The 24165-nt window shown below is 64.7% G+C and carries 16 protein-coding genes; 7 read left to right on the forward strand and 9 right to left on the reverse strand.

All coding sequences use genetic code 11. From position 1 onward, the window contains the following. Positions 1-11: 11 nt before the first annotated feature. Together ACTORR_RS17265 and ACTORR_RS17270 are read right to left on the reverse strand one after the other, a co-directional pair. Positions 12-989, reverse strand: a complete 978-nt coding sequence (locus ACTORR_RS17265) for a thiamine pyrophosphate-dependent dehydrogenase E1 component subunit alpha (RefSeq protein WP_110633794.1) — start codon at positions 987-989, stop codon at positions 12-14. Between the two features lie 22 nt (positions 990-1011). Beyond that, a complete protein-coding gene (locus ACTORR_RS17270) occupies positions 1012-2067 on the reverse strand; it encodes an ATP-NAD kinase family protein (RefSeq protein WP_313364728.1) in 1056 nt (351 codons plus the stop codon). Between the two features lie 279 nt (positions 2068-2346). Here ACTORR_RS17270 and ACTORR_RS17275 point away from each other — a divergent pair, with 279 nt between their 5' ends. Continuing rightward, positions 2347-4200: a sigma-54-dependent Fis family transcriptional regulator gene (locus tag ACTORR_RS17275; protein ID WP_313364727.1), complete on the forward strand. Its 1854-nt coding sequence runs from the start codon at positions 2347-2349 to the stop codon at positions 4198-4200. A 78-nt stretch (positions 4201-4278) separates the two neighbouring features. Here the strand turns inward: ACTORR_RS17275 and accC are convergent, their stop codons facing one another. From accC to ACTORR_RS17305, 6 genes are all read right to left on the reverse strand, one after another. Then, entirely contained in the window at positions 4279-5634 is a 1356-nt protein-coding gene (accC, locus tag ACTORR_RS17280) for an acetyl-CoA carboxylase biotin carboxylase subunit (protein ID WP_313364726.1), read from the reverse strand. A gap of 17 nt (positions 5635-5651) precedes the next feature. Next, positions 5652-6113: an acetyl-CoA carboxylase biotin carboxyl carrier protein gene (gene accB / locus ACTORR_RS17285; protein WP_054886848.1), complete on the reverse strand. Its 462-nt coding sequence runs from the start codon at positions 6111-6113 to the stop codon at positions 5652-5654. Between the two features lie 100 nt (positions 6114-6213). Next, on the reverse strand, positions 6214-6666 hold the full coding sequence (aroQ, locus tag ACTORR_RS17290) for a type II 3-dehydroquinate dehydratase (protein WP_027920816.1): 453 nt from the start codon (positions 6664-6666) through the stop codon (positions 6214-6216). Positions 6667-6845: 179 nt separating this feature from the next. Continuing rightward, complete coding sequence (locus ACTORR_RS17295) at positions 6846-8624, reverse strand: protein-disulfide reductase DsbD (RefSeq protein ID WP_313365672.1); 1779 nt, start codon at positions 8622-8624, stop codon at positions 6846-6848. A gap of 240 nt (positions 8625-8864) precedes the next feature. Beyond that, on the reverse strand, positions 8865-10826 hold the full coding sequence (locus tag ACTORR_RS17300; protein WP_313365673.1) for a methyl-accepting chemotaxis protein: 1962 nt from the start codon (positions 10824-10826) through the stop codon (positions 8865-8867). Positions 10827-10931: 105 nt separating this feature from the next. Next, the gene (locus ACTORR_RS17305) at positions 10932-12311 is read right to left on the reverse strand and encodes a diguanylate cyclase (protein ID WP_313365674.1); all 1380 of its coding nucleotides are present in this window, start codon (positions 12309-12311) and stop codon (positions 10932-10934) included. A gap of 246 nt (positions 12312-12557) precedes the next feature. Between ACTORR_RS17305 and ACTORR_RS17310 the strand changes: the two genes are divergently transcribed. The 5 genes from ACTORR_RS17310 (at position 12558) to ACTORR_RS17330 (ending at position 17519) form a co-directional block, all read left to right on the forward strand. Continuing rightward, entirely contained in the window at positions 12558-13625 is a 1068-nt protein-coding gene (locus ACTORR_RS17310) for a DUF2333 family protein (protein WP_054886852.1), read from the forward strand. 2 nt (positions 13626-13627) lie between these two features. Continuing rightward, positions 13628-14164 carry an NUDIX hydrolase gene (locus tag ACTORR_RS17315; protein ID WP_313366026.1) on the forward strand — a complete coding sequence of 179 codons (537 nt, stop codon included), beginning with the start codon at positions 13628-13630 and terminating at the stop codon, positions 14162-14164. A gap of 296 nt (positions 14165-14460) precedes the next feature. After that, positions 14461-14832: a translation initiation factor Sui1 gene (locus tag ACTORR_RS17320; protein WP_054886854.1), complete on the forward strand. Its 372-nt coding sequence runs from the start codon at positions 14461-14463 to the stop codon at positions 14830-14832. Positions 14833-14983: 151 nt separating this feature from the next. Beyond that, on the forward strand, positions 14984-16897 hold the full coding sequence (gene speA / locus ACTORR_RS17325) for an arginine decarboxylase (RefSeq protein WP_054886855.1): 1914 nt from the start codon (positions 14984-14986) through the stop codon (positions 16895-16897). Between the two features lie 166 nt (positions 16898-17063). After that, the gene (locus ACTORR_RS17330; RefSeq protein WP_099814392.1) at positions 17064-17519 is read left to right on the forward strand and encodes an REP-associated tyrosine transposase; all 456 of its coding nucleotides are present in this window, start codon (positions 17064-17066) and stop codon (positions 17517-17519) included. Positions 17520-17642: 123 nt separating this feature from the next. On the opposite strand, the gene ACTORR_RS17335 is transcribed toward ACTORR_RS17330, so the two are convergent. After that, a complete protein-coding gene (locus tag ACTORR_RS17335; protein ID WP_262109666.1) occupies positions 17643-18980 on the reverse strand; it encodes an MATE family efflux transporter in 1338 nt (445 codons plus the stop codon). Positions 18981-19160: 180 nt separating this feature from the next. Here ACTORR_RS17335 and ACTORR_RS17340 point away from each other — a divergent pair, with 180 nt between their 5' ends. Next, on the forward strand, positions 19161-24062 hold the full coding sequence (locus ACTORR_RS17340; protein ID WP_054886776.1) for an alpha-2-macroglobulin family protein: 4902 nt from the start codon (positions 19161-19163) through the stop codon (positions 24060-24062). The last annotated feature ends 103 nt before the right edge of the window (positions 24063-24165 follow it).

Below are 24165 nucleotides of genomic sequence, written 5' to 3' on the forward strand. Positions count from 1 at the left end.
GTTGTCCGGGCTCAGGGGTAGCTGACGTAGACGTCGGTGAGCAGGTCGGCGGGCTGCGGCTTGGGATCGGCTTTGGCACGGCGCACGGCGTCTTCGATCAGGTCGTCGACACGGGCGTCGATGGCGTCCAGTTGCGCTGCCTGCAGCAGGCCGGCACGGGTGGTCTTGTTGCGGAACTGCAGCAGGCAGTCGCGGGATTCGCGCAGGTTCTTCACCTCGTCAGGGGCGCGGTAGGTCTGTGCGTCGCCTTCGAAGTGCCCGTAGTAGCGGCTCAGCTTGACCTCGATCAGCGACGGGCCTTGCCCGGAACGGGCGCGCTCGATGGCGGCGCCGGCGGCCTCGTGCACGGCAAAGAAGTCGAAGCCGTCGATGGTCACGCCTGGCATGCCGAAACCGGCGGCGCGGTCGGCGATGTGGTCGCAGGCCACCGACCAGGTCGAGGCGGTGGCTTCGGCATAGCCGTTGTTCTCGGCGACGAAGATGCACGGCAGGTTCATGATCGAGGCCAGGTTCATCGCCTCGAACACTGCGCCCTCGTTGGAAGCGCCGTCGCCGAAGAAGGCCACGGCCACGTTGTCATTGCCCTTGATCTTGGCCGCCAGGGCGGCGCCGGCCACCAGCGGCGCGCCGGCACCGACGATGCCGTTGGCACCGAGCATGCCTTTTTCCAGGTCGGCGATGTGCATCGAACCGCCCTTGCCGCCGCACACGCCGGTCTTCTTGCCGTAGATCTCGGCCATCATGCCGTACACATCGACGCCCTTGGCGATGCAGTGACCGTGGCCGCGGTGGGTCGAGGCGATGCAGTCGCTGTCGCGCAGGTGCGCCATGACCCCGGCGGCGGAAGCTTCTTCACCGGCATACAGGTGTACGAAACCGGGAATCTCGCCTGTGGCGAACTCCACGTGCAGGCGTTCTTCGAAGGCGCGGATGGTGCGCATCACTTCATAGGCATGCAGCAATTGCTCTGAACTGAGGTGAGTGGACATCTTGTTGTTCTCCAGGGTTGTCTCAACACGGGGTTGCAGGGTGCAGCCGATGGCCGCGCGGGACGGCCAGCAGGTGATGACGGGCGGCATGTGCCAGCACGGCCTCGACGTCGACGGTCAACGGGCCTTGCAGGTCGAGGGTGATGGTCGGTGTGTCGTGTTCGGCGAACTCGATTTCGCGCTCGCCATCCAGGGCCAGGGTGCCGGCGCTGAGGCTCAGGCGATGGGCCACGCCCGGGCTGAGCGTGCCGCTGGCGGTGATGCCGCAGCCTTGCAGCAGGCCGGGGGCCAGTGGAGCGAGCAGGGCTTGTTCGGCACCGGGGTTGAGCCGTACCCAGGCGCCGTAGGGTTCATGGCGGGCCACCGGTTGCCACAGGCCGCAAAGCGCCGACAGGCCGATCGCGTGGGGCTCGGCAAAGCAGGCGAAGACTTCGCTGAGGTCTTCGCTGCGGCTCAGCGCGCGGGCACCGATGAATCGTTGTGGCGACACCGCCACTTCGACCAGTGCCCATTCACACAGCCGTTGCTGCGGCACTTTCACCAGCAACCGCTTGTTGCGACGCAGGCCGATGCTGGCCGGAACCAGGCCACTCGCGAGCAAACCGCCAGCAAGGCCGGCGCTGGTGGCTTCGCGCAGCTCGGGGAAGGCGTTGTTGGTGCCGGTGGACAGGGTCAGCAGGGGCGTGTCCCCAGCCTCGGCCGCCACGGCCTTGTGCGTGCCGTCGCCGCCCAGCACGGCGATCATCGCCACGCCGCGCTCGACCATTTGCCGGGTGGCCAGGCGGGTATCGCTGACGGTCTGGGTCAACGGCAGGTCGAGCAGTGCCAGGCGCGGCCAGTGCTGGTCCTGTGCCACGGGGCCGAGGCTGGCCTTGAGCACGGCGGCGGCAATACCGGTCATGTCGGTGGGCAGCAGCACCTCGGCAACGCCGGTGGCACCGAAGGCGCCGAGCAGGCGCTGGATGACCGAGGCCTTGTCGGTGCTGGAGTAGAGCCCGGCGTTGCTGGTCAGGCGACGCAGGTCGCGGCCGGAGGCAGGATTGGCAATGATCCCGATGGTCGGGGCGGGCTGCGGCATGGCACACCTCGTGTTCTTGTTTGCCTAGGCTTGAGCAAGGCGGGTGCCAGCTTTCTTCGCGTGCCCTGCAAGGGCCGTTGCAGAGCGCTTGAATGGCTATCGGGCCAGGCTGCAGTGGCCATTGCCTAAGACGCTGCGTGCCAGCATCGTCGGGCGTTTGCCGGCAGGCTGAGACGCAGCGTCTCAAGCCCACCGGTAATCACACAGCGCTTGTCGGGACATGCCGGCAGGCGCTTAATGGCCGCACAACGACAAGAACAAACAGGAACCGGAGGCCTCATGCTTGCCGCGAACTCCCGAGCCCATGTCGATTGCGTCAGCCGGGTGCTGAAGAACGCCGACCGCCTGCCCCAGGCGCCGGTGCCGCCGCTGATCCTCGACTCATGGCGCCGTTCCATGGAGCTGTACCGTCTTGACCCTGGGTCCCAGCAGGGGCCGCGTATCCTTTCTCAAACCCTGCTCAACGAGTGCCGCGAACGCGCCGAACTGTTCCTGCGCATTGCCAGCGATGCGGTGGCGCGCCTGCATGCGCGGGTGCGCGGCGCCGACTATTGCGTGCTGCTGACCGATGCGTTGGGGCGCACCATCGATTACCGGGTCGAATCGGCCATCCGCAACGATTGCCGCAAGGCCGGCCTGTACCTGGGTACCTGCTGGTCGGAAGGCGAGGAGGGCACCTGCGGCGTGGCGGCGGTATTGACCAGCCAGGCGCCGGTCACTGTGCACAAGCGCGATCACTTTCGCGCCGCGTTCATCGGCCTGACCTGCACGGCGGCGCCGGTGTTCGACCCGCAGGGCGGGCTGCTCGGCGTGGTGGATGTGTCGGCCCTGCAATCGCCTGACGAACGCCGCAGCCAGCACCTGATCCTGCAACTGGTGGAGCAGACTGCACGGGAGATCGAAAACGCCTTTTTCATGCACAGCGCCCAAGGCCACTGGGTGATGCGCGCCCACGGCACGCCGGGTTATGTGGAGAGCCAGCCTGACTACCTGCTGGCCTGGGATGCCGATGGCCGCCTGCAGGCGATCAACAGCCTGGCCCGCGCGCGTTTGCTGGCGCAGCACGGGCGTCTGCCTGAGCACATCGGTGAGCTGTTAGACATGGGCCAGCTGCGCCGCGCCAACCAGGCTTCGGCCCAGCGCCTGCCAGGGTGGGGCGGGTTGTACGGGCGGGTCAGCGCGCCTCAGCGGCGGGGTCGGGTGCAACCCTTGCAGCAAGCACAGGATGCACGCATCGAGCAGCACCTTCGGTTGGCCACAAGGGTCAAGGATTGCCACCTGGCCGTGCTGGTGCAGGGCGAGACCGGGGCCGGCAAGGAAGTTTTCGCCCGCCAGTTGCATCAGCAGAGCCAGCGCCGTGACGGGCCGTTCGTCACCCTGAACTGTGCCGCCATTCCCGAGAGCCTTATCGAGAGCGAACTGTTCGGTTATGTCGCCGGGGCGTTTACCGGTGCGTCGAGCAAAGGTATGCAGGGGCTGTTGCAGCAGGCCGATGGCGGCACCTTGTTCCTCGACGAAATTGGCGACATGCCGCTGCACCTGCAGACCCGTCTGCTGCGGGTGCTGGCCGAAGGCGAAGTGGCGCCGCTGGGCGCTGCACGGCGGGAGCGGGTGGATATCCAGGTGATCTGTGCGACCCACCGCGACCTGGCCACCATGGTGAGTGAAGGGCGTTTTCGTGAGGATCTGTATTTCCGCTTGGCCAATGCCCGCTTCGAGTTGCCGCCGCTGCGCGAGCGGGAGGATCGGTTGGGGCTGATTCATCAGTTGCTGGCAGAAGAGGCCGAGGCTTGCGGCGTTGAAGTGGTGCTGGACGACGATGCGTTGCAGGCGCTGCTGGTGTACCGCTGGCCGGGGAATCTGCGTCAGCTGCGGCAGGTGTTGCGCTATGCCTGCGCGGTCAGCGAGGGCGGGCAGGTCTGCCTGGAAAATCTGCCGCAGGAGGTGCGGGGCGATGCCGTGCCTGTGGCTGATGCCGGGGTATCGAACCCGGCTCGGCAGTTGCTGCTCGATGCCTTGATACGGCATCGCTGGATACCGGCGGAGGCGGCGCGGGCCTTGGGGATATCGCGGGCCACCTTGTATCGGCGGGTGCATGAGCACCGGATCGAGATGCCGCGGATGAAGGGGTAGCGACCGTGCAAGCCTTCTGAGGGGTAATAAAAAACCCCGGCACGGGGCCGGGGTTCTTGATGCATCACGCTAACGCGATCACTCCTGGTTGGCCAGTTTGTGCTCGAGGTAGTGGATGTTCACGCCGCCTTTGCAGAAACCTTCATCACGCACCAAGTCGCGGTGCAGCGGGATGTTGGTCTTGATGCCGTCGACGACGATCTCGTCAAGGGCATTGCGCATGCGCGCCATGGCTTCGTCACGGTCCTTGCCGTAGGTGATCAGCTTGCCGATCAGCGAGTCGTAGTTCGGCGGAACCGAATAGCCGCTGTACAGGTGCGAATCGACGCGTACGCCGTTGCCGCCCGGAGCGTGGAAGTGTTTGACCTTGCCTGGGCTCGGAATGAATTTCTTCGGGTCTTCGGCGTTGATCCGGCACTCCAGCGCGTGGCCACGGATGACCACGTCTTCCTGGCGGTACGACAGCTTGTTGCCAGCGGCGATGCTCAGCATCTCCTTGACGATGTCGATACCGGTGACCATTTCCGACACCGGGTGCTCAACCTGCACGCGGGTGTTCATCTCGATGAAGTAGAAACGGCCGTTCTCGTACAGGAATTCGAAGGTACCGGCACCGCGGTAGCCGATCTCGATGCACGCATCGACGCAACGCTTGAAGACTTCCTGACGAGCCTTCTCGTCGATACCTGGGGCCGGGGCTTCTTCCAGTACCTTCTGGTGGCGGCGCTGCAGCGAGCAGTCACGGTCGCCCAGGTGGATGGCGTTGCCCTGGCCGTCGGACAGAACCTGAACTTCCACGTGACGTGGGTTGGTCAGGAACTTCTCCAGGTAGACCATCGGGTTGCCGAAGGCTGCACCGGCTTCGGTACGGGTGAGTTTGGCCGAGGAAATCAGGTCCTCTTCCTTGTGCACCACGCGCATGCCGCGACCACCACCGCCACCGGCGGCCTTGATGATCACCGGGTAGCCGACGTCACGAGCGATCGCCAGGGCGACCTCTTCGTCTTCCGGCAGCGGGCCATCGGAGCCCGGTACGGTTGGCACGCCCGACTTGATCATCGCGTCCTTGGCCGAAACCTTGTCGCCCATCAGGCGAATGGTGTCGGCTTTCGGGCCGATGAAGGCGAAACCGGACTTTTCCACCTGCTCGGCGAAATCGGCGTTTTCCGCGAGGAAGCCGTAACCCGGGTGGATCGCGGTGGCGCCGGTGACTTCGGCGGCAGCGATGATCGCCGGGATGTGCAGGTAGGAATCCTTGGACGATGCAGGGCCGATGCAGACCGACTCGTCTGCCAGGCCCAGGTGCATCAGTTCACGGTCGGCCGTGGAGTGCACGGCGACGGTCTTGATGCCCAGCTCTTTGCAGGCACGCAGGATGCGCAGGGCAATTTCCCCACGGTTGGCGATCAGGACTTTTTCGAGCTTCCCAGACATCGTTGGCTCTCCGCGATTCAAACGATGGTGAACAGCGGCTGGTCGAACTCAACCGGCTGGCCGTCTTCCACCAGGATGGCGTCGATGACACCGCCAACATCGGCTTCGATGTGGTTCATCATCTTCATGGCTTCGACGATGCACAGGGTGTCGCCTTTCTTCACGCTCTGGCCCACTTCAGCGAAGTTCGGCGAGGTCGGCGAAGGCTTGCGGTAGAAGGTACCGACCATCGGCGAACGGATCACGGTGCCTTTCAGGGCGGGAGCGGCAGCAGCGGCTTCGGCGGCAGGTGCAGCAGCGGCAACCGGAGCAGCGGCAGGCGCGGCGGCCACTGGAGCAGGTGCGTAGAACTGCTGGGCAGCCGGGGTCTTGCTGTGGCGGCTGATACGGACCGACTCTTCGCCTTCCTTGATCTCCAGCTCGTCGATGCCAGACTCTTCCAGCAGCTCGATCAGTTTCTTGACTTTACGGATATCCATTAATCATCAACTCCCAAAGGTTCGGTCAGGGGGCGAAATTTAAAAACGTATCTGAACGTTTCTCTTCAACCCCGGCCCACTGAGGCCAGGGTTTTCGTTATCAGGGCTGTGCGTTGGCAGCCAGTTGTTCCAGCGCGGATTCCAGGGCCAGGCGATAACCGCTGGCGCCCAGGCCGCAGATCACTCCTACGGCAACATCGGAGAAGTAGGAGTGATGACGGAACGGTTCGCGTTTGTGCACGTTGGACAGGTGCACTTCGATGAATGGGATGCTCACCGCGAGCAATGCGTCACGTAATGCGACGCTTGTGTGGGTGAAAGCAGCCGGATTGATCAGGATGAAGTCCACACCCTCGTTGCGTGCGGCGTGAATACGCTCGATGAGTTCGTATTCGGCATTGCTCTGCAGATACTGCAAATGGTGGCCAGCGGCACGGGCACGCTGTTCCAGGTCCTGGTTGATCTGGGCCAGGGTCACGGCACCGTAGTGGCCTGGTTCGCGAGTCCCGAGCAGGTTCAGGTTGGGGCCGTGAAGCACCAGTAGGGTTGCCATCTGCAGTTTCCTTGGATTTGTAGGGCAATTCGACACAGCGCGGCGAGTGTGCCGCAAAGCGACAGCAAGTGTCCAGTTCCCGGCAATAGCCAGCACGTTGCCCGAGGTTCGCGCGAAGTATGTGACCAGATAATTAAATCTGGTCACTCATTTGGAGAAAATGCCCGGCACGCGGAAAGTTATAGACCGAGTTTGCCGCGAATGCGCGTCAGAATCTGCGCGAATTCCCCGGCGTTTATCTCGCCAACGACCCGATCGCTGGTCATTTCGCTGCCGTTCGCCGCAAAGAACAGCAGCGCCGGCGGGCCGAACAGTTGATAGCGGTCAAGCAGCGTGCGCTGCTCTGCGCTGCTTTCGGTGATGTCGAAGCGCAGCAGTTTGAAGGCGCTCAATTGCCCTTGGACCTGCGGCGCATTGAGCACTTCGTGTTCGATCACCTTGCAACTGATGCACCAGTCGGCGTACCAGTCCAGCAGCACCGGTTGGCCAGCAGCCTTGGCCTCGGCCAGGGCTGCGTCCAGGGCGGCCGGGGAGGTGACGGTTTGCCAGGCATCGGCCTTGGGCACTGCACCGCTGACCGTGGTGGCGGCGGGGGACGGCAATGGGCGCAGCGGGTCGCCCTGGCCGCTCAGCGCACCGTACCAGCAGGCCAACGCATACACCAGCAACGCCAGGCCCACCAGTTGTGCCAGGCGCTGGCGTGGTGGCTTGACCACGAATTCCAGGGCACCGAGGAACAGCGCCACCCCAGCCGCCAGGAAGCCTACCAGCAACAAGGTCGCCGGCCCCGGCAGCACGCGGCTGAGCAAACCGATGGCCAGGCCCAGCAGCAAGACGCCGATAGCGTTCTTCACGGTATTCAGCCAAGGGCCGCTCTTCGGCAACCAGGCTGCTCCCCCCGTGGCAATCACCAGCAAGGGTGCGCCCATGCCCAGGCCCAGGGCGAACAGTTTGAGCGCACCGCCCAGGGCATCGCCGCTGGCGCTGATGTACAACAAGGCACCGGCCAGCGGCGCCGACACGCAGGGTGAGACCAGCAGGCTGGAGAGCACACCGAGCACGGCCGCACCCAGCAGCGAGCCGCCTGGTGTGTGGTTGGCGACGTTGTTGAGGCGGTTGCTCAGGGCTTGGGGCAACTTGAGTTCGAACAGACCGAACATGGCCAGGGCGAACACCACGAAGAACAATGCGAAAGGCACCAGTACCCAGGCCGACTGCAGGCGTGCCTGCAGGTTCAGGCCGGCGCCGAACAGGCCCATCAGCGCGCCGAGCACGGCGAAGCTGGCGGCCATCGGCAGCACATAGGCCAGCGACAGCGCAAGGCCGCGCAGGCCACCGACCTGGCCCCGCAGGACCACGCCAGAAAGGATGGGCAGCATCGGCAGCACGCAAGGGGTGAAGGTCAGGCCGACCCCGGCGAGAAAGAACAGCAGCAGTGACTTCCAGCTCCAGCCCTGTTCGCTGCCTCCCGGCAGCGCCGCGCCAGCAGCAGGGCCGTCGCCATCAATGTCCAGCCGCGCGGTTTCCGGCGGGTAACACAGGCCCTTGTCGGCGCAGCCCTGGTAACCCACCAGCAAAGTGAAGGCGCGGGTGTCGGTGCGTGGGATCTCGATGTCGAGCACGCCGTGGTAGACCTCGACGTCGCCGAAGAACTCGTCATGCTTGGCTTCGCCCTTGGGGATGTTCGGCGCGCCCAGGGCGATGTCCGCCGGTTCCGTGCGGAAGTTGAAGCGATGGCGGTACAGGTAGTAACCGTCGGTGGCGACGAAACGCAGCTTGACGGTCTGCGCGTCAGCCTGCACCAGGCTGAGCTTGAAGGCTTCGTGCACCGGCAGGAAGTCGGCATTGTTGGACAGCGAAGCGGCGCCGAGGGTGGCGCTGGGGCGGTTGTCGAGCAGGCCCGAGGCGAAAGCAGGGCTGGCCAGCAGCAGGAACAGCAGGAAAAACAGGCGGCGCATGGCGGACTCGCGAGGTGGAACGTGCCCGCATGATAACGGAGTTGGCGGTGATTGGCAGGGCGCAGCCGACCAAGGCCTCATGCAGCCTCGAAGCATGCACCGTACCTGTAGGAGCGGCCTTGTGTCGCGAAAGGGGTGCGAAGCGCCCCCAGGATTTGTGCTGCACAACTGATAATGCCGGGGCCGCGTTGCGGCCCTTTCGCGACACAAGGCCGCTCCTACAGCGATCGCGTGTGCCTGCTAGACCCTGAAGGCACGCACTGCCTTGCTCAGCTCCCCGCCCAGGCTCAGCAGCTGTTCACCTTGTTCGCGTCCCTCGCCAATGCGCTGCAGGTTGTCTTCACCCAACGCGTGAATCCGCTCGCTATGATCGCGAATCTCACTCACCGCGCCAGTCTGTTGCGCGGTGACGTCGGCAATGCGTACCGCCGTATCGGCGATCGTGCGGATCGCGCTGACAATTTCGTCCAGCGCGCCATCGGCGGCCTGGGCCTGGTTGGCGGTGGCCTCGGCATGTTCCAGCTGGGTGCGCATCCCGGCCACCGACTCTCGCGCCGCCTGCTGCAGGCGGTCGATCAGCGCCTGGATTTCGCCGGTAGCCCCGGTGGTGCGCTGCGCCAGTGAGCGCACCTCGTCGGCCACCACTGCGAAGCCACGGCCCATCTCGCCTGCACGGGCGGCCTCGATGGCGGCATTCAATGCCAGCAGGTTGGTCTGCTCGGCGATGGAGCGAATCACCGTCAACACCCCGCCGATGGTGGCCGATTCCTCGGCCAGCTGCTCGATCATCCGCGCGTTGCCCTGCACCTCGTCGACCAGCGCCCGCAGCCCCGAGAGGCTCTGGCCGATCACCGCCTGGCCCTGTTCCACCGCACGCCCGGCATCGCGGCTGGCATCGGCGGCGGAGCTGGCGTCGCCGGCCACTTGCTGGATGGTCGCTTCCAGCTCGCCCAGCGCATCGCGAATCTGCCCGGTGTCGCCGGCCTGGCGCTCGGCGCCGTCGTGCAAAGCGGCACTCATGCCGGCCAGGGCGTTGCTGCTGCCAGCGACCTGCTCGGCGTTGTGGCGAATGGTGCCGACCAGCTCCACCAGGTAGTGGCGCAGGCGGTTGAGCGATTCCGCTATATCGTGCAGCTCGCGGTTGGTCTTGCCCAGCACCACAGGCTCGGCAAAGTTGCCTTCGGCCCAGCGCGACAGGGCTGGCGCCAGGCTGGTCAGGGTGCGGGCCAGGCGCCGTTGCAAGGTGTCGATGAGCAAGGCGATGAGCAGGATCAGACCGATCATCAGCGCCTGCATGCTGCGCACTTCGCTGGCGATCTTCGCGTGCTGGCCGCGCACTTCCGGCTCCAGGCCGGCGATGGCCTGTTGCACGGCTTCCAGCCGCTGGTTGGTGCTGGCGGCCAGCGCGGTGCGGCGCTCGATCTGTTCGCGCGTGCGTTGCAGCTCGGCGGGGTAGCGGTTGAGCAGGCTTTGCAACTCGCGCTTGAGGCTGACCGCCATGTCTTCCTGTTGCCCATTGGCCTGGGACTCCAGGCCCATCATGGCAGCGAAGTCGTCGGCGCTGGATTCGGCGGCTCGGGTCACGCCCAGCAGCGGCAGGCCGTCGATGATTTGCGCCTGGTTACGGATCAGTTGCAGTTCGCGCTCGACCTCGTCGGCCAGTTCGGCGCGGCCGCTGCTGACCAGTTTGTCCCGGGCCAGCGACAGCCGGCCCAGATGCAAGCTGGCGTCGAGCAATGGCACAAGGTAGCGGTTGGCTTCGCTGCTGCCGCTGTCGCGGGCATAGGCGGTCAGCTGTTCGAAGTTGGCACCCAGTTCGCGCTCGGCCTGCAGCAGCAGCGCCTGCGGGTCGCCGGCCAGCTTGCCGGCGGCTAGCAGTTCGTTGGCGGTGAAGGCCTGCAAGGTGCCCAGGCTCGGGCGCAGCTTGCTGGCGAGTGCTGGCGGCCAGTCGGTCAATGAGGCTTCGAGCTGCTTGTTGGCCTCGACGGCCGCGGCGTGGCGCAAGGCATCGCCACTGCCCAGGTAAGCCTGGATATTGCGCGCAGCCTGGTTCTGAAACTGCTGCGACAGGCCCAGGTAGCGCTCCATCAACTGATAGGGCCGCTCCAGGGCGCGTTGCGACCACCACAGGGTCGCACCCAGGGCGATGCAGACGGTCACCAGCAACAGGGTGTTGAAATTGGTCAGCCACTTCAGGCGCATAGCCGCGAACTTCCTGCGGGGGAGTCGAGAGATAGGTGCCTGAATTTATGGCGAATTTGTTACCAGGTGATGACGATGATGGCCTTGAGCTATTGCTTGCGAGGGTTACGGTTCGACCCGGACCACGCAGTTACGCCCGGCATGCTTGGCTCGGTACAACGCCTCGTCCGCCGTGCTGGCCATGCTCAGTGCATCCAGCTCATCCTCCAGTTGCACCACCCCGGCACTGAAGGTGCATCGCAGATCTTCCGGCTGCGCCGGGTACAGAATCTCGGCAAAGCGCCGGCGAATATCGTCCAGCACCTTGTACGCGGCTTCCAGCGAGGTGTTGGGCATGACGATGGCGAACTCCTCGCCACCATAGCGGCCGATGAAGTCGGTCTTGCGCAGGCGTTGCTTGAGGAACAGCGCCAGGCTCTTGATCACCCGGTCGCCCATGGGGTGGCCGTGGCGGTCGTTGATTTTCTTGAAGTGGTCGATGTCGAGCATGGCGAAGCTCAGCGGTTGCCGCTCGCGGCGGGCGCGGTAGCTGCAGTCTTCGAGCAATTGCAGGATGTGCGTGTGGTTGTACAGCCCGGTCAGGCTGTCGCGGACCATGCGTGCCTTGAGGTGGCGGGCGCGGGCGGCGCGGTTGCGCACGGTGGTGATCAAATGCCGCGAGCGCACTGGCTTGGTCAGGAAGTCGTCGCCGCCCTCGCTCATCGCGTCGAGCTGCTTGTCCAGGTCGTCCTCGGCGGACAGGTAGATGATCGGCACGCTCACGTAACGGTCATTGTGCCGGATCACCTTGGCCAGTTCAGGGCCCGAGCACGTCGGCATGTAGAGATCGAGGATGATCAGGTCCGGCTGGAAATCGGCGAGTTCGACCATGGCGCGGATCGGGTCGTTCAGGCTGCGGGTCAGCATCCCGGCGCTGGCCAGTACCCGTTCGGTATGCAGGGCCTGGGCGCGGGAGTCGTCGACTATCAGCACGCGCAAGGGGTCTTGCTGTGCGTGGCTGGTCATGGCTTCGAGCTTTTCCAGCAGGCTGGAGGCTTCCAGGGTACCGGTCAGGAACGCCTGGCCGCCGGCGCGCACTGCGGCCAGGCGGGTCGGCGTATCGGCCTCGTGCAGGCTGAAGAACAGCAACGGTATGGGTTGCGCCTGGCCCCGTTGCGCCAGCGCGGCCAATGGCAAGCCAGCACCGGGGCCTGCGAAGTCGACATCCATTACGATGGCGGCTGGAGGCTGTTCGGCCAGCGATGCCAGAAACGCACTGGCGCAAGGCTGCGGCTGCGCGCTCAGGCCGAAGAATTCCAGCTGCTGGGCGAGGCGCTCGGCACGCTCGTGGTCGTGCAGCAGCAGGTAGACCGGTTTGCGTGCAGCGGGCAGCTCCAGCTGGTCGGGCTGGTCGTCATGGCGCAGGCGCGTGCGCGACAGGCGCTGCAACAGCTGTTCGAGCTCCTGCGATAGGCGCTCCTGGCTCGGCTCCGCGGCTTGGGTCATGTCCTGGCTACTTGTTAGGGGGCTATGCAGGTTCGATGATGGCTCTATGCTAGCACCACTTTTTCCCCCCGTACCTGCGCCGCATCAACAAAGGCTGGCGGACGAATATTCAGTTACTGACTCATTGGTCGCTTATGCGTACGGCAGTGTCTGCTTTATAGTGCTGCGACGCGGGCTTGCCGTGGCACCCTGGCGCTGGCCTGTGGTCCAAGCCCTGAACCGTCGTGACTGATTAAGGACAAAGCCATGCTGGACTGGAAAAACCGCGAGGCCAAAGCCGAGCCCCGCGAGCGTGTGGATGGCCGCGGCGCCGCAGCCCGTAGCTACCTTGGCGGGCTGTGGAGCCGAGCCCTGGGAACCCTCATCGGGTTGTACCTGCTGGTCTGCATCGGCCTGGGCTGGTACTGGAGCCAGGAGCCGAAGCTGTTCCCGGTACAGCAGAATGCCCAGGCCGCCGCTGAGCGCAGCGGCCAGCAGATGGTGGTCGGCTACACCACCATCGAAACCCTCAAGACCGTGGCCGGCACCTTGCTGAACAAGCCGGGCGGGTACATTTCCAACGACCGCTTCCCGCCGGGCCTGTGGATGGACAACATGCCGAGCTGGGAGTACGGCGTGCTGGTGCAGGTGCGTGACCTGTCCCGTGCCCTGCGCAAGGATTTTGCCCGTTCGCAGTCGCAGTCCACCGAAGATGCCGACCTGGCCAAGGCCGAGCCGCGCTTCAACTTCGATAACAAGAGCTGGATCCTGCCTTCGAGCGAGTCGGAATTCGAAGAGGGCATCAAGTCGCTGACCCGTTACCAGACCCGTCTGGCCGCTGGCGACAAGGGCGCGATCTTCTATACCCGTGCCGACAACCTGAACAACTGGCTGGGTGACGTGGCCACCCGGCTGGGTTCGCTGTCGCAGCGCCTGTCGGCCAGCGTTGGACGGGTCAAGCTCAACACCACCCTGAAGACCGAGTCGGTCGTTGCCGGCCAGGCGCCACAGGTGGATGAAGAACTGGTGGAAACCCCATGGCTGCAGATCGACAACGTCTTCTACGAAGCCCGTGGCCAGGCCTGGGCGCTGTCGCACCTGCTGCGAGCCATCGAAGTCGACTTCGCCGACGTGCTGGCGAAGAAGAACGCCACCGTCAGCGTGCGCCAGATCATCCGTGAGCTGGAAGCCTCGCAGGAGCCGCTGTGGAGCCCGATGGTGCTCAATGGCAGCGGCTTCGGCATGTGGGCCAACCACTCGCTGGTCATGGCCAACTACATTTCCCGGGCCAACGCTGCGGTCATCGACCTGCGTCAGTTGCTGTCGCAGGGTTGAGCATGGCCATCAGCGCCAACGAGGCCGCCCACCGGGCGGCTTCCGACCGTGAACTGGTCACCTGGGTCGACGAAGCCGACCAGGTACTTGGCGCGCTGCCCAGGGCCGAGCTGCGCGAGCGTGGCCTGATCGGCCGCTGCACGTTCATCCTGTTGTTCAACAGTGCCGGTGAGCTGTGTGTGCACCGGCGTGCCCTGAGCAAGGCGCTGTACCCGGGGTATTGGGACGTGGCGGCCGGTGGCATGGTGACGGCAGGGGAGGCGTATGACGACTCGGCCGCACGGGAGCTGGCTGAGGAGCTGGGTATCGAAGGTGTCGAGCTGCGCTTTCATGAGCGCTTCTATTTCTATATGCCGGACAACCATCTTTGGTGCGCGGTGTATTCGGCGGTTTCGGATGCGCCATTGCGGTTGCAACCGGAAGAAGTGATCGAGGCGAAATTCATCAGCCTTGAGCAGGCCGATCAGGAAAGCCAGGCCAAGCCGTATTGCCCGGACTCGCTGGCCGCATTGCAGCGCTACAAGGCCAGCCTGGGATAGTTGTTTTGGCTGTCCCGGCCCTTTCGCGGGCACGCCCGCTCCCACAGGTACAGCGCCGGTCTCAAGTACGGCACAGCCCTTGTGGGAGCGGGCGTGCCCGCGAATAGTCGCAAAACATTCGCAAAATGGCGCATTCCAGTACTTAGCAAGGGCTTGATTTATCGTTACACTGCGCGCCCTTTTCGGGCTGCCGCAATTCCTGCAGCAGTAGCGCCGCCCCTGCCAGAGTGGGGCTTCGCGGTCGGCCTCAACCTTAAGGCACGACCAGTTTTTGTCCTCAGCACAGAGGAACAAAAGTGGCCAAGAAAGCTTCTTCCTTCGCCGCCCTTGGCGGTCTCGTTTACTCCACCGATGCCGGTCGGCACTGCCCCGATTGTGGCCAGCCGGTGGACGCCTGCATCTGCAAGCAGCACGTCATCCCTGAAGGTGATGGCATCGCCCGTGTGCGTCGTGAAAGCAAGGGGCGTGGCGGCAAGACCGTGACGACCGTGACCGGCGTGCCGCTGCCGCTCGACCAGCTCAAGGAGCTGGCCACCACCCTCAAGCGCCGCTGCGGTACCGGCGGTGCGCTGAAGGATGGGGTCATCGAGATCCAGGGCGACCACGTCGAGCTGCTGATCGCTGAGCTGATCAAGCAGGGCTTCAAGGCGAAAAAGTCCGGCGGCTGATACGCCCAGGCGATTTTTTGCCCAACGCTTTCTAAACTCGTTCCCGTGATCTGGGTCTACCCAGGGCACGGACGAATCGTCATTTTCGGCTTTTACACTGCGCCCGCCTCCTTGCGGGGCAGTGTCTTCGACTTATCTATAGGGGACTTCAATGTCCGTACGACGCACACGCAAAGACGATGGTAGCCAATGGACCGTGGCCGACAGCCGCAGTGTTTATGGCATCCGCCATTGGGGCGCTGGTTATTTCGCCATCAATGAAGCCGGGCGCGTCGAAGTGCGCCCCAACGGCCCCAGCAGCGCGCCGATCGATTTGTTCGAGCAGGTCGACGAGCTGCGTCAGAGCGGCCTGTCGCTGCCGCTGCTGGTGCGCTTCCCCGACATCCTGCAGGACCGCGTGCGCCAGCTGACTGGCGCGTTCGACGCCAACATCGCGCGCCTGGAATACCAGAGCCAGTACACCGCGCTGTACCCGATCAAGGTCAACCAGCAAGAAGCGGTGGTGGAAAACATCATCGCCACGCAGAACGTCTCGATCGGCCTGGAAGCCGGTTCCAAGCCTGAGCTGCTGGCGGTGCTGGCATTGGCGCCGAAAGGCGGAACCATCGTCTGCAACGGCTACAAGGACCGCGAATTCATCCGCCTGGCGCTGATGGGCCAGAAGCTCGGCCATAACGTGTTCATCGTCATCGAGAAAGAGTCGGAAGTGGCGCTGGTGATCGATGAGGCCGCCGATCTCAAGGTCAAGCCACAGGTAGGCCTGCGCGTGCGCCTGTCGTCGCTGGCGTCGAGCAAGTGGGCCGACACCGGGGGCGAGAAATCCAAGTTCGGTTTGTCCGCCGCCCAGCTGATCTCGGTGGTGCAGCGCTTCCGCGATGCGGGCCTGGACCAGGGCATCCGCCTGCTGCACTTCCACATGGGTTCGCAGATCGCCAACCTGGCCGACTACCAGCACGGTTTCAAGGAAGCCATCCGCTACTACGGCGAACTGCGGGCGCTGGGCCTGCCGGTCGACCACATCGATGTCGGCGGCGGCCTGGGCGTGGACTATGACGGTACCCACTCGCGTAACGCCAGCTCGATCAACTACGACATGGACGACTACGCCGGCGTGGTGGTGGGCATGCTCAAGGAGTTCTGCGACGCGCAGGGCCTGCCGCACCCGCACATCTTCTCCGAGAGCGGTCGCTCGCTGACCGCGCACCACGCGATGCTGGTGATCCAGGTGACTGACGTCGAGAAGCACAACGACGACGTGCCGACCATCGACAACAAGGAAGCCCTGCCAGAGACCGTGCAATGGCTGGTCGACCTGCTTGGCCCGACCGATATCGAAATGGTCACCGAAACCTACTGGCGCGCCACCCACTACATGGGCGATGTGGCGGCGCAGTATGCCGACGGCAAGATCAGCCTGGCCGAGAAGGCCCTGGCCGAGCAGTGCTACTTCGCCGTGTGCCGGCGCCTGCACAACTCGCTTAAGGCCCGCCAGCGCTCGCACCGCCAGGTGCTGGACGAGCTCAACGACAAGCTGGCCGACAAGTACATCTGCAATTTCTCGGTGTTCCAGAGCCTGCCGGACACCTGGGCCATCGGCCAGGTACTGCCGATCATCCCGCTGCACCGCCTGGACGAAGAGCCGATGCGTCGTGCGGTACTGCAGGACCTGACCTGCGACTCCGACGGCAAGATCAACCAGTACGTAGACGAGCAGAGCATCGAGACCAGCATGCCGGTGCACGCAGTCAAGGAAGGCGAGGATTACTTGCTGGGTGTGTTCCTGGTCGGCGCCTACCAGGAAATCCTGGGCGACATGCATAACCTGTTCGGTGACACCGACTCGGTGAACATCTACCAGAATGCCGATGGCAGCGTGTACCACGCCGGTATCGAGACCCATGACACCATCGAAGACATGCTGCGCTACGTGCACCTGTCGCCGGAGGAGTTGATGACTCACTACCGCGACAAGGTGGCCAGCGCCAAGATCAGCGCACGTGAGCGGACCCAGTTCCTCGATGCGCTGCGCCTGGGCCTGACTCGCTCGTCCTATCTGTCGTCGTGATCGCCGAGGCCGCTCCTGCAACCGCTGTACGGCTTTTTTGTGGGAGCGGCCTTGCGTCGCGAAATGAGGGCGAAGCCCTCACCGAGTTCACACGCGGTAATGAACCTCTCTGAAGGCTCAGCTCCACCGCGTCTACCTTTGAATGCAATGTTCAAAGGAGAGTGACATGGAAAGTCCTAGCTCCAATCTGTTGCGGCGAGGCCGCTGGTCAGCATCCCAACACCTTTATTTGATTACCACCAACACGCGAGATCGTATCCCGCTGTTCAGTGATTTTCGCTTGGCCAGAACAGTGATCCGGCAATTACGCAAATGTGATGAGGATAAAGCCTGCAGATCTCTGGCATGGGTGCTGATGCCAGACCACCTGCACTGGTTGATCGAACTGGCTGACGTCGATCTCAGTGATCTGATGTGTGCATTCAAATCGCGAAGCAGCTGTGCGCTCTATCGAGCAGGTGCTGACCGTCGTCACATCTGGCAACCCAGTTTTCACGATCGGGCCTTGCGTCGCGAAGAGGATGTGAAGGTGGTGGCTCGCTACATCATTGCTAACCCGATTCGTGCCGGGCTGGTCAAGCGTGCAGGTGAGTACCCACATTGGGATTGTGTGTGGCTGTGAGTCAGCAGGTGAGGGCTTCGCCCTCATTTCGCGACACAAGGCCGCTCCCACATTGATCGGACTACGCCGGACCTTGTGGGAGCGGCCTTGTGTCGCGATAGGGGCCGCAACGCGGCCCCGACTTCATTGGATCCAGCGCCCTCTTGCCTGCAATCGCCAGCCAACCCACCCCAACGTTGCCGCCCGCAACGCCATGAACCCGAGAAAGGCCAACCACAACCCGTGGTTGCCAAACCCGCTCATGACCAAACCCAGGGGCAGCGCAATCAGCACCGACAGCACCATCGTGTTGCGCATCTCCCGTGCCCGGGTCGCGCCGATGAACAGCCCGTCGAGCAGGTAGCTCCACACCGCAATCAACGGCAGCAGCGCCAGATATGGCAGGTACGGGTAGGCCGCCGCCCGCACGCTATCGATATTGGTCTGCAAGTCGATGAACAGATGCCCGCCCAGCAGGAACAAGCCGGCAAACCCCAGGCTGGTGATCAACGACCACCCACAAGCCACCACCAGCGAGCGGCGTAAGGTATCCCGGTCCCGCGCACCAATGGCGTGCCCGCACAGTGCCTCTACGGCATGCGCCAGGCCATCGAGGGCGTAGGCGGTGAGCAGCAGCCCGTTGAGCAGCAGGGCGTTGGCCGCCACCGTGGCTTCGCCCAGTCGTGCGCCCTGCACGGTGATCAGCAGGAACACCAGCTGCAACGCCAGGCTGCGCAGGAAGATGTCGCGGTTCACCGCCAGCAATGGCCGCCACGCCTGCCAGCGCTTGAGCGCAGCCCAGGCGATCTGCCCGGGGTAGGCACGAAGGGCTGGCCGGGTCAGGGCCAGGCCGAGCAACGCAGCGCACCATTCGGCGACCACCGAGGCCCGTGCCGAACCCAGCACGCCCCAGTTCAGGCCCAGTACGAACCACAGGTTGAGGGCGATGTTCAGCAGGTTGGTGGTCAGCAGTATCGCCAGTGGCGCTCGAGCGTTCTGTGTGCCAAGGAACCAGCCGACCAGCGCATAACTGGCCAGCGCTGCCGGCAGGCCGAGCAACCGGGTATGGAAAAAGTCTTCGGTGGCTTGCTGCAACGCCTGGCTCGGTTGCATGGCGTGCAGGGCCAGCTGGCTGAAGGGCAGGGCAAGGAGGCCGATCAGTAGCGCGAAGGCCACGGCCAGCAGCAGCCCCTGCACCAGTACCTGGCGCAGCGCCGTGCCATCGGCACGCCCGGCGGCCTGTGCAGCAAAGCCAGTGGAGCCCATGCGCAGGAAACCCATCAGGCCAACCATGAAAGTGAACAGCGTGGCGCCCACCGCCACCGCTCCGAGCTGGTGGGCGTGGGGCAGGTGGCCGATCACGGTGCTGTCGACCAGCGCCACCAGCGGCACCGAGATGTTGGAGAGGATCATGGGCGCTGCCAGGGCCCAGACCTTGCGGTGGGTGGGGCGGTGCTGCCAGTCGGTGGACAGTTGCGACATTGCGATTCCTGAGGCTGCGGGGCCGCTTTGCGCCCCAGTATTCGACTGGGCGCATTGTAACGGCCAGGCAACCAATCCGCGCGAACAGGGTCTCACTTGCCGCATCGGTGAAAGTCCCACGTCCACTGTTGCGCTATAGTTGCTGCCCTTACGTACACGCTGCCAAAGAGTTACCACTCCATGCTCAACAAAGGATTGTTGCTGGCCTGCGCGCTGGCCCTGCTCAGTGCCTGTGATTCCTCGACGCCGGACAAGCCCGCGTCCCCCGACAAACCGGCCGCAAGCGCTGCGGTCGAGGCCCCCGCGGCCAAGCGGGAAGACCCTGCCGTCCTCGCCAAACGCTACGAGGGGCGTGAGCTCAGCGTGCTGGACGTATCTGAAGTGCAACTCGATGGCGCCAGTACCCTGTCGATCAGCTTCTCGGCCCCGCTGGACGCCAAGCAGGACTTCGCCGCCAAGGTGCACCTGGTCGATACGGTCAAAGGCAAGGTCGATGGTGCCTGGGAACTCTCCGACAACCAGATGGAATTGCGCCTGCGCCACCTCGAGCCGCAGCGCAAGCTGGTGCTGACCGTCGACAAGGGCCTGCTGGCCGTCAACGGCAACAAGCTCGACAGTGAATCCGTGAGCCGCCTGGAAACCCGCGACATGCAAGCCACTGTCGGCTTCGCCAGCCGCGGTTCGTTGCTGCCCACGCGCCTGGCCGAAGGGCTGCCGGTGATCGCGCTGAACGTGCCGAAGGTCGATGTCGAGTTCTTCCGGGTCAAGCCAGAGATGCTCTCGACCTTCCTCGCCAACTGGGGCCGCAACAGCAGCCTGTACTACTACCAGTCCAAGGAAACCCTGGACATGGCCGAGCTGGTCTACAGCGGCCGCTTCGACCTGAACCCGGCGCGCAACACCCGCGAGACCGTGCTGCTGCCGATTGCAGGCATCAAGCCGCTGCAGGAGCCCGGTGTGTACCTGGCAGTGATGCGCGCCTCGGGTACCTATGACTACTCACAGCCGGCGACGCTGTTCACCCTCAGCGACATCGGTGTATCCGCCCACCGCTACCGTGACCGCCTGGATGTGTTCGCCCAGGCCCTGGAAGGCGGCAAGGCGCTCAAGGACGTCAACCTCGAACTGCATGACGACAAGGGCAAGCTGCTGGCCCAGGCCAAGACCGATGGCGCCGGCCATGCCCAACTGCCGATCACGGCCAAGGCCGATACGCTGATCGCTACCCAAGGCGTGCACACCACCCTGCTGCGGCTGAACACCGCGGCCCTGGACCTGGCCGAGTTCGACATCACCGGCCCCCAGGCCAACCCGCTGCAATTCTTCATCTTCGGCCCGCGCGACCTCTACCGCCCGGGTGAAACGGTGCTGCTCAACGGCTTGCTGCGCGACCAGGATGGCAAGCCGGTGAAGGCCCAGCCGGTCAGCGTCGAGGTGCGCCGCCCGGATGAGCAGGTCAGCCGCAAGTTCGTCTGGGAAGCTGACGCCAGTGGTCTGTATCAATATCAGTTGCAGCTGGCCACGGAGGCGCCGACTGGCCGTTGGCAACTGCTGCTCGATCTGGGTGGCGGACGCAAGCAGGTTTACGAATTCCTGGTCGAGGACTTCCTCCCCGAGCGCCTGGCGCTTGAGCTCAAAGGCAGCGATACGCCGCTATCGCCCGACCAGGATGCGCGCATCCTGGTCAATGGCCGCTACCTCTACGGTGCGCCTGCCGCCGGCAATCGCCTGAGTGGCCAAGCCTATGTGCGCCCGCTGCGCGAAGCGGTGCCGGCGCTGCCGGGCTACCAGTTCGGCTCCGTGACCGAAACCGAATTGGCCCAGGACCTGGAACTCGACGAAGTCACCCTCGACCAGGCCGGCAAGGCAGTGGTCGATATCGAGAGCCATTGGGCCGAAGCACGCTCGCCGTTGCAGCTGACCGTACAGGCCAGCCTGCAGGAGTCCGGCGGCCGGCCGATCACCCGCCGCCTCGAACAGCCGATCTGGCCTGCCGAGCGCTTGCCCGGCCTGCGCGGCCTGTTTGACGGCGAGGAAACCGACAGCGACGGGCCGGTCGAATTCGAGGTGCTCGTGGCCGACCGTAAAGGCAACAAGCTCGCCGCCAATGACCTGAAGGTGCGCCTGATCCGTGAGCGTCGCGATTACTACTGGAACTACTCGCAGAGCGATGGCTGGAGCTACGACTACAACGAAAAATTCCTCACCCAGAGTGAGGAGACGGTCAACGTCAAGGCCGGCTCCACTGCCAAATTGAGCTTCCAGGTGGAATGGGGCCCGTACCGGGTCGAGGTCGAAGACCCTGAGACCGGGCTGGTTTCCAGCGAACGCTTCTGGGCCGGATACCGCGCTCAGGACAACGCCGAAGGCGGCGCAGTGCGACCAGACCAGGTGAAGCTGGCGCTGGACAAACCGGCCTACGCCGACGGCGCTACCGCCAAGGTCACCGTGACCCCACCTGCGGCCGGCAGCGGCTACCTGATGATCGAGTCCAGCGATGGGCCGCTGTGGTGGCAGGAAATCGAGGTGCCCGCCGATGGCAAGACTTTCGATGTGCAGCTGGACAAGCAGTGGGCGCGCCACGACCTGTATATCAGCGCGCTGGTGATCCGCCCGGGTGAACGCAAGGCCAATGCCACGCCCAAGCGCGCCGTCGGCGTGCTGCATCTGCCACTGGCGCGTGCCGAGCGCAAGCTGGCGGTCAGCCTGCAGGCGCCTGAAAAGATGCGGCCCAAGCAGCCGCTGACGGTGAAGATCAAGGCCGCCAATGCCGACGGCAGCGTGCCGAAGCAGGTGCACGTGTTGCTGTCGGCCGTCGACGTGGGCATCCTCAACATCACCGATTTCAAGACCCCCGACCCGTTCGCCAGCCTGTTCGGTCGCAAGGCCTACGGTGCCGACCAGCTGGATATCTACGGCCAGCTGATCGAGGCCGGCCAGGGCCGCCTGGCCAGCCTGGCCTTCGGCGGTGACGCGGCGATGGCCAAGGGTGGCAAGCGCCCTAATACCACGGTGACCATCGTTGCCCAGCAAAGCCTGCCGGTGACCCTGAACGACCAGGGCGAAGGCGAGGCGAGCGTCGATATTCCGGACTTCAATGGCGAGTTGCGGCTGATGGCCCAGGCCTGGACCGACGAGCACTTCGGCATGGCCGAAGGCAAGACGGTGGTGGCCGCGCCGCTGATCGCCGAACTGTCGGCGCCGCGCTTCCTGGCGGGTGGTGACCGCACCAGCCTGGCACTCGACCTGGCCAACCTGTCGGGGCGTGCCCAGCAACTGAGTGTCGAGATCCTCGCCGAGGGCCAGCTGAGCCTGACGGCCAGCGCCCAGCAGACTGTCGCCCTGGCCGAAGGCCAGCGCAGCACGCTGCTCATCCCGGTGCAGGCCCAAGGTGGCCTGGGGCAGGGCAAGGTGCGGGTGCGGGTCAATGGCCTGCAACTGCCAGGTGAACCGGCAAACACCTTCGAACGCGAATGGACGCTGGGCGTGCGCCCGGCCTACCCGGCGCTGCTCAAGCATTACCGTGTGGCCCTCAAGGACCAGCCATGGACCCTGCCGGAAAGCGACCTGGCCGCCTTCGAGCCAGCCGGCCTTGAAGCCAGCCTGGCGCTGTCGAGCCGCCCGCCCCTGAACCTCGCCGAACAGATCCGCGCCCTCGAAGCCTATCCTTACGGCTGCCTGGAACAGACCACCAGCGGCCTTTACCCGTCGCTGTACGCTGATGCCGAAAGCCTGAAACGCCTGGGCATCAAGGGCGAGCCGGCCGAGGTGCGCAAGCGCAAGATCGAGATGGGCATCGAGCATCTGCTGGGCATGCAGCGCTACAACGGCAGCTTTGGCCTGTGGAGCTCGGACAGTGAAGAAGAGTACTGGCTGACCGCCTATGTCACCGACTTCCTGCTGCGAGCCCGCGACCAAGGCTACGGCGTGCCGGCCGAGGCCTTGAAGAAGGCCAGCGAACGCCTGTTGCGCTACCTGCAGGAGCGCAATCTCATCGAAGTCGACTACAGCGAAAATGCCGAGCACACCCGCTTTGCCGTACAAGCCTATGCTGCGCTGGTGCTGTCGCGCAGCCAGCAAGCACCGCTGGGTGCCCTGCGCAGCCTGTTCGAGCGCCGCGCCGATGCCCGCTCCGGCCTGCCGCTGGTGCAACTGGCGGTAGCGCTGGACGCCATGGGCGACAAGCCGCGTGCCGAGCAGGCGCTGCAGGCGGGCCTGGGCATCAGCCGCAGCAAGGGCTGGATGGCGGACTATGGCAGCAGCCTGCGCGACCAGGCGCTGATCCTGGCGCTGCTGCAGGAAAGCAAGCTGGCCAGCAACCAGGTCGACCAGCGCCTGTTCGCCCTGTCGGACGAGCTGGCGGCCAACCGTTGGCTGTCGACCCAGGAACGCAATGCCTTGTACCTGGCCGGCCGAGGGCTGCTTGGCAAGCCGGAAGCGCCGTGGAAGGCGCGCCTGGACAGTGCCGGTGAGGTGCGTGAGTTCAATGATGTCGAGGCCGGCATGAAGCTCGAGGGGCCGTTGCTGGCCTCGCCTCTGACTGTGCAGAACGAGGGCAGCGAAACGCTCTACCAGCAACTGACCTTGTCGGGCTATCCACGCCAGGCGCCTGCTGCCGGTGGCAACGGCATGGAGATTCGCCGCGACTACCTGGGCATGAATGGCCAGCCGCTGGACCTGCATAACCTGCGCAGTGGCGACCTGGTGCTGGTGCACCTGGCGCTCAAGACCAGCGATCGCGTGCCGGATGCCTTGGTGGTTGACCTGCTGCCTGCTGGCCTGGAGCTGGAAAACCAGAACCTGGCCCAGAGCGCTGCCAGCCTGGACAACGCCAGCAGCGCGGTGAAGCAGTGGCGCGAGTCGATGCAGAACGCCAGCGTGGTGCATCAGGAGTACCGTGATGACCGCTACGTGGCGGCCCTCAAGCTCGACGGCTATGGCACCACGCACCTGTTGTACCTGGCGCGTGCGGTGACCCCGGGCACCTACCGGGTGCCGCCGCCACAAGTGGAGTCGATGTACCGGCCGAATCTGCAGGCGGTGGGGGATGGGCAAGGAGAGATGACGGTGAAAGCACGTTAAGGCTTCGCGGACCCTGTAGGAGCGGCCTTGCGTCGCGAAAGGGGTGCGAAGCGCCCCCTGGATCTCAGCCAGGCAGCTGAAATTGCCGGGGCTGCTATGCAGC

It is taken from the genome of Pseudomonas sp. SAR267 (assembly GCF_052077595.1).
In the GTDB taxonomy this organism is placed as follows: domain Bacteria; phylum Pseudomonadota; class Gammaproteobacteria; order Pseudomonadales; family Pseudomonadaceae; genus Aquipseudomonas; species Aquipseudomonas vlassakiae.

Bases quoted from the DNA above. Each gene is read 5' to 3' on its own strand.
- ACTORR_RS17315 (WP_313366026.1), top strand. From the start codon at position 13,628: ATGGCCATCAGCGCCAACGAGGCCGCCCACCGGGCGGCTTCCGACCGT.
- ACTORR_RS17270 (WP_313364728.1), bottom strand. From the start codon at position 2,067: ATGCCGCAGCCCGCCCCGACCATCGGGATCATTGCCAATCCTGCCTCC.
- ACTORR_RS17330 (WP_099814392.1), top strand. From the start codon at position 17,064: ATGGAAAGTCCTAGCTCCAATCTGTTGCGGCGAGGCCGCTGGTCAGCA.
- ACTORR_RS17300 (WP_313365673.1), bottom strand. From the start codon at position 10,826: ATGCGCCTGAAGTGGCTGACCAATTTCAACACCCTGTTGCTGGTGACC.
- ACTORR_RS17340 (WP_054886776.1), top strand. From the start codon at position 19,161: ATGCTCAACAAAGGATTGTTGCTGGCCTGCGCGCTGGCCCTGCTCAGT.
- ACTORR_RS17265 (WP_110633794.1), bottom strand. From the start codon at position 989: ATGTCCACTCACCTCAGTTCAGAGCAATTGCTGCATGCCTATGAAGTG.
- ACTORR_RS17335 (WP_262109666.1), bottom strand. From the start codon at position 18,980: ATGTCGCAACTGTCCACCGACTGGCAGCACCGCCCCACCCACCGCAAG.
- accC (WP_313364726.1), bottom strand. From the start codon at position 5,634: ATGTCTGGGAAGCTCGAAAAAGTCCTGATCGCCAACCGTGGGGAAATT.
- ACTORR_RS17275 (WP_313364727.1), top strand. From the start codon at position 2,347: ATGCTTGCCGCGAACTCCCGAGCCCATGTCGATTGCGTCAGCCGGGTG.
- ACTORR_RS17295 (WP_313365672.1), bottom strand. From the start codon at position 8,624: ATGCGCCGCCTGTTTTTCCTGCTGTTCCTGCTGCTGGCCAGCCCTGCT.
- accB (WP_054886848.1), bottom strand. From the start codon at position 6,113: ATGGATATCCGTAAAGTCAAGAAACTGATCGAGCTGCTGGAAGAGTCT.
- ACTORR_RS17310 (WP_054886852.1), top strand. From the start codon at position 12,558: ATGCTGGACTGGAAAAACCGCGAGGCCAAAGCCGAGCCCCGCGAGCGT.
- aroQ (WP_027920816.1), bottom strand. From the start codon at position 6,666: ATGGCAACCCTACTGGTGCTTCACGGCCCCAACCTGAACCTGCTCGGG.
- speA (WP_054886855.1), top strand. From the start codon at position 14,984: ATGTCCGTACGACGCACACGCAAAGACGATGGTAGCCAATGGACCGTG.
- ACTORR_RS17305 (WP_313365674.1), bottom strand. From the start codon at position 12,311: ATGACCCAAGCCGCGGAGCCGAGCCAGGAGCGCCTATCGCAGGAGCTC.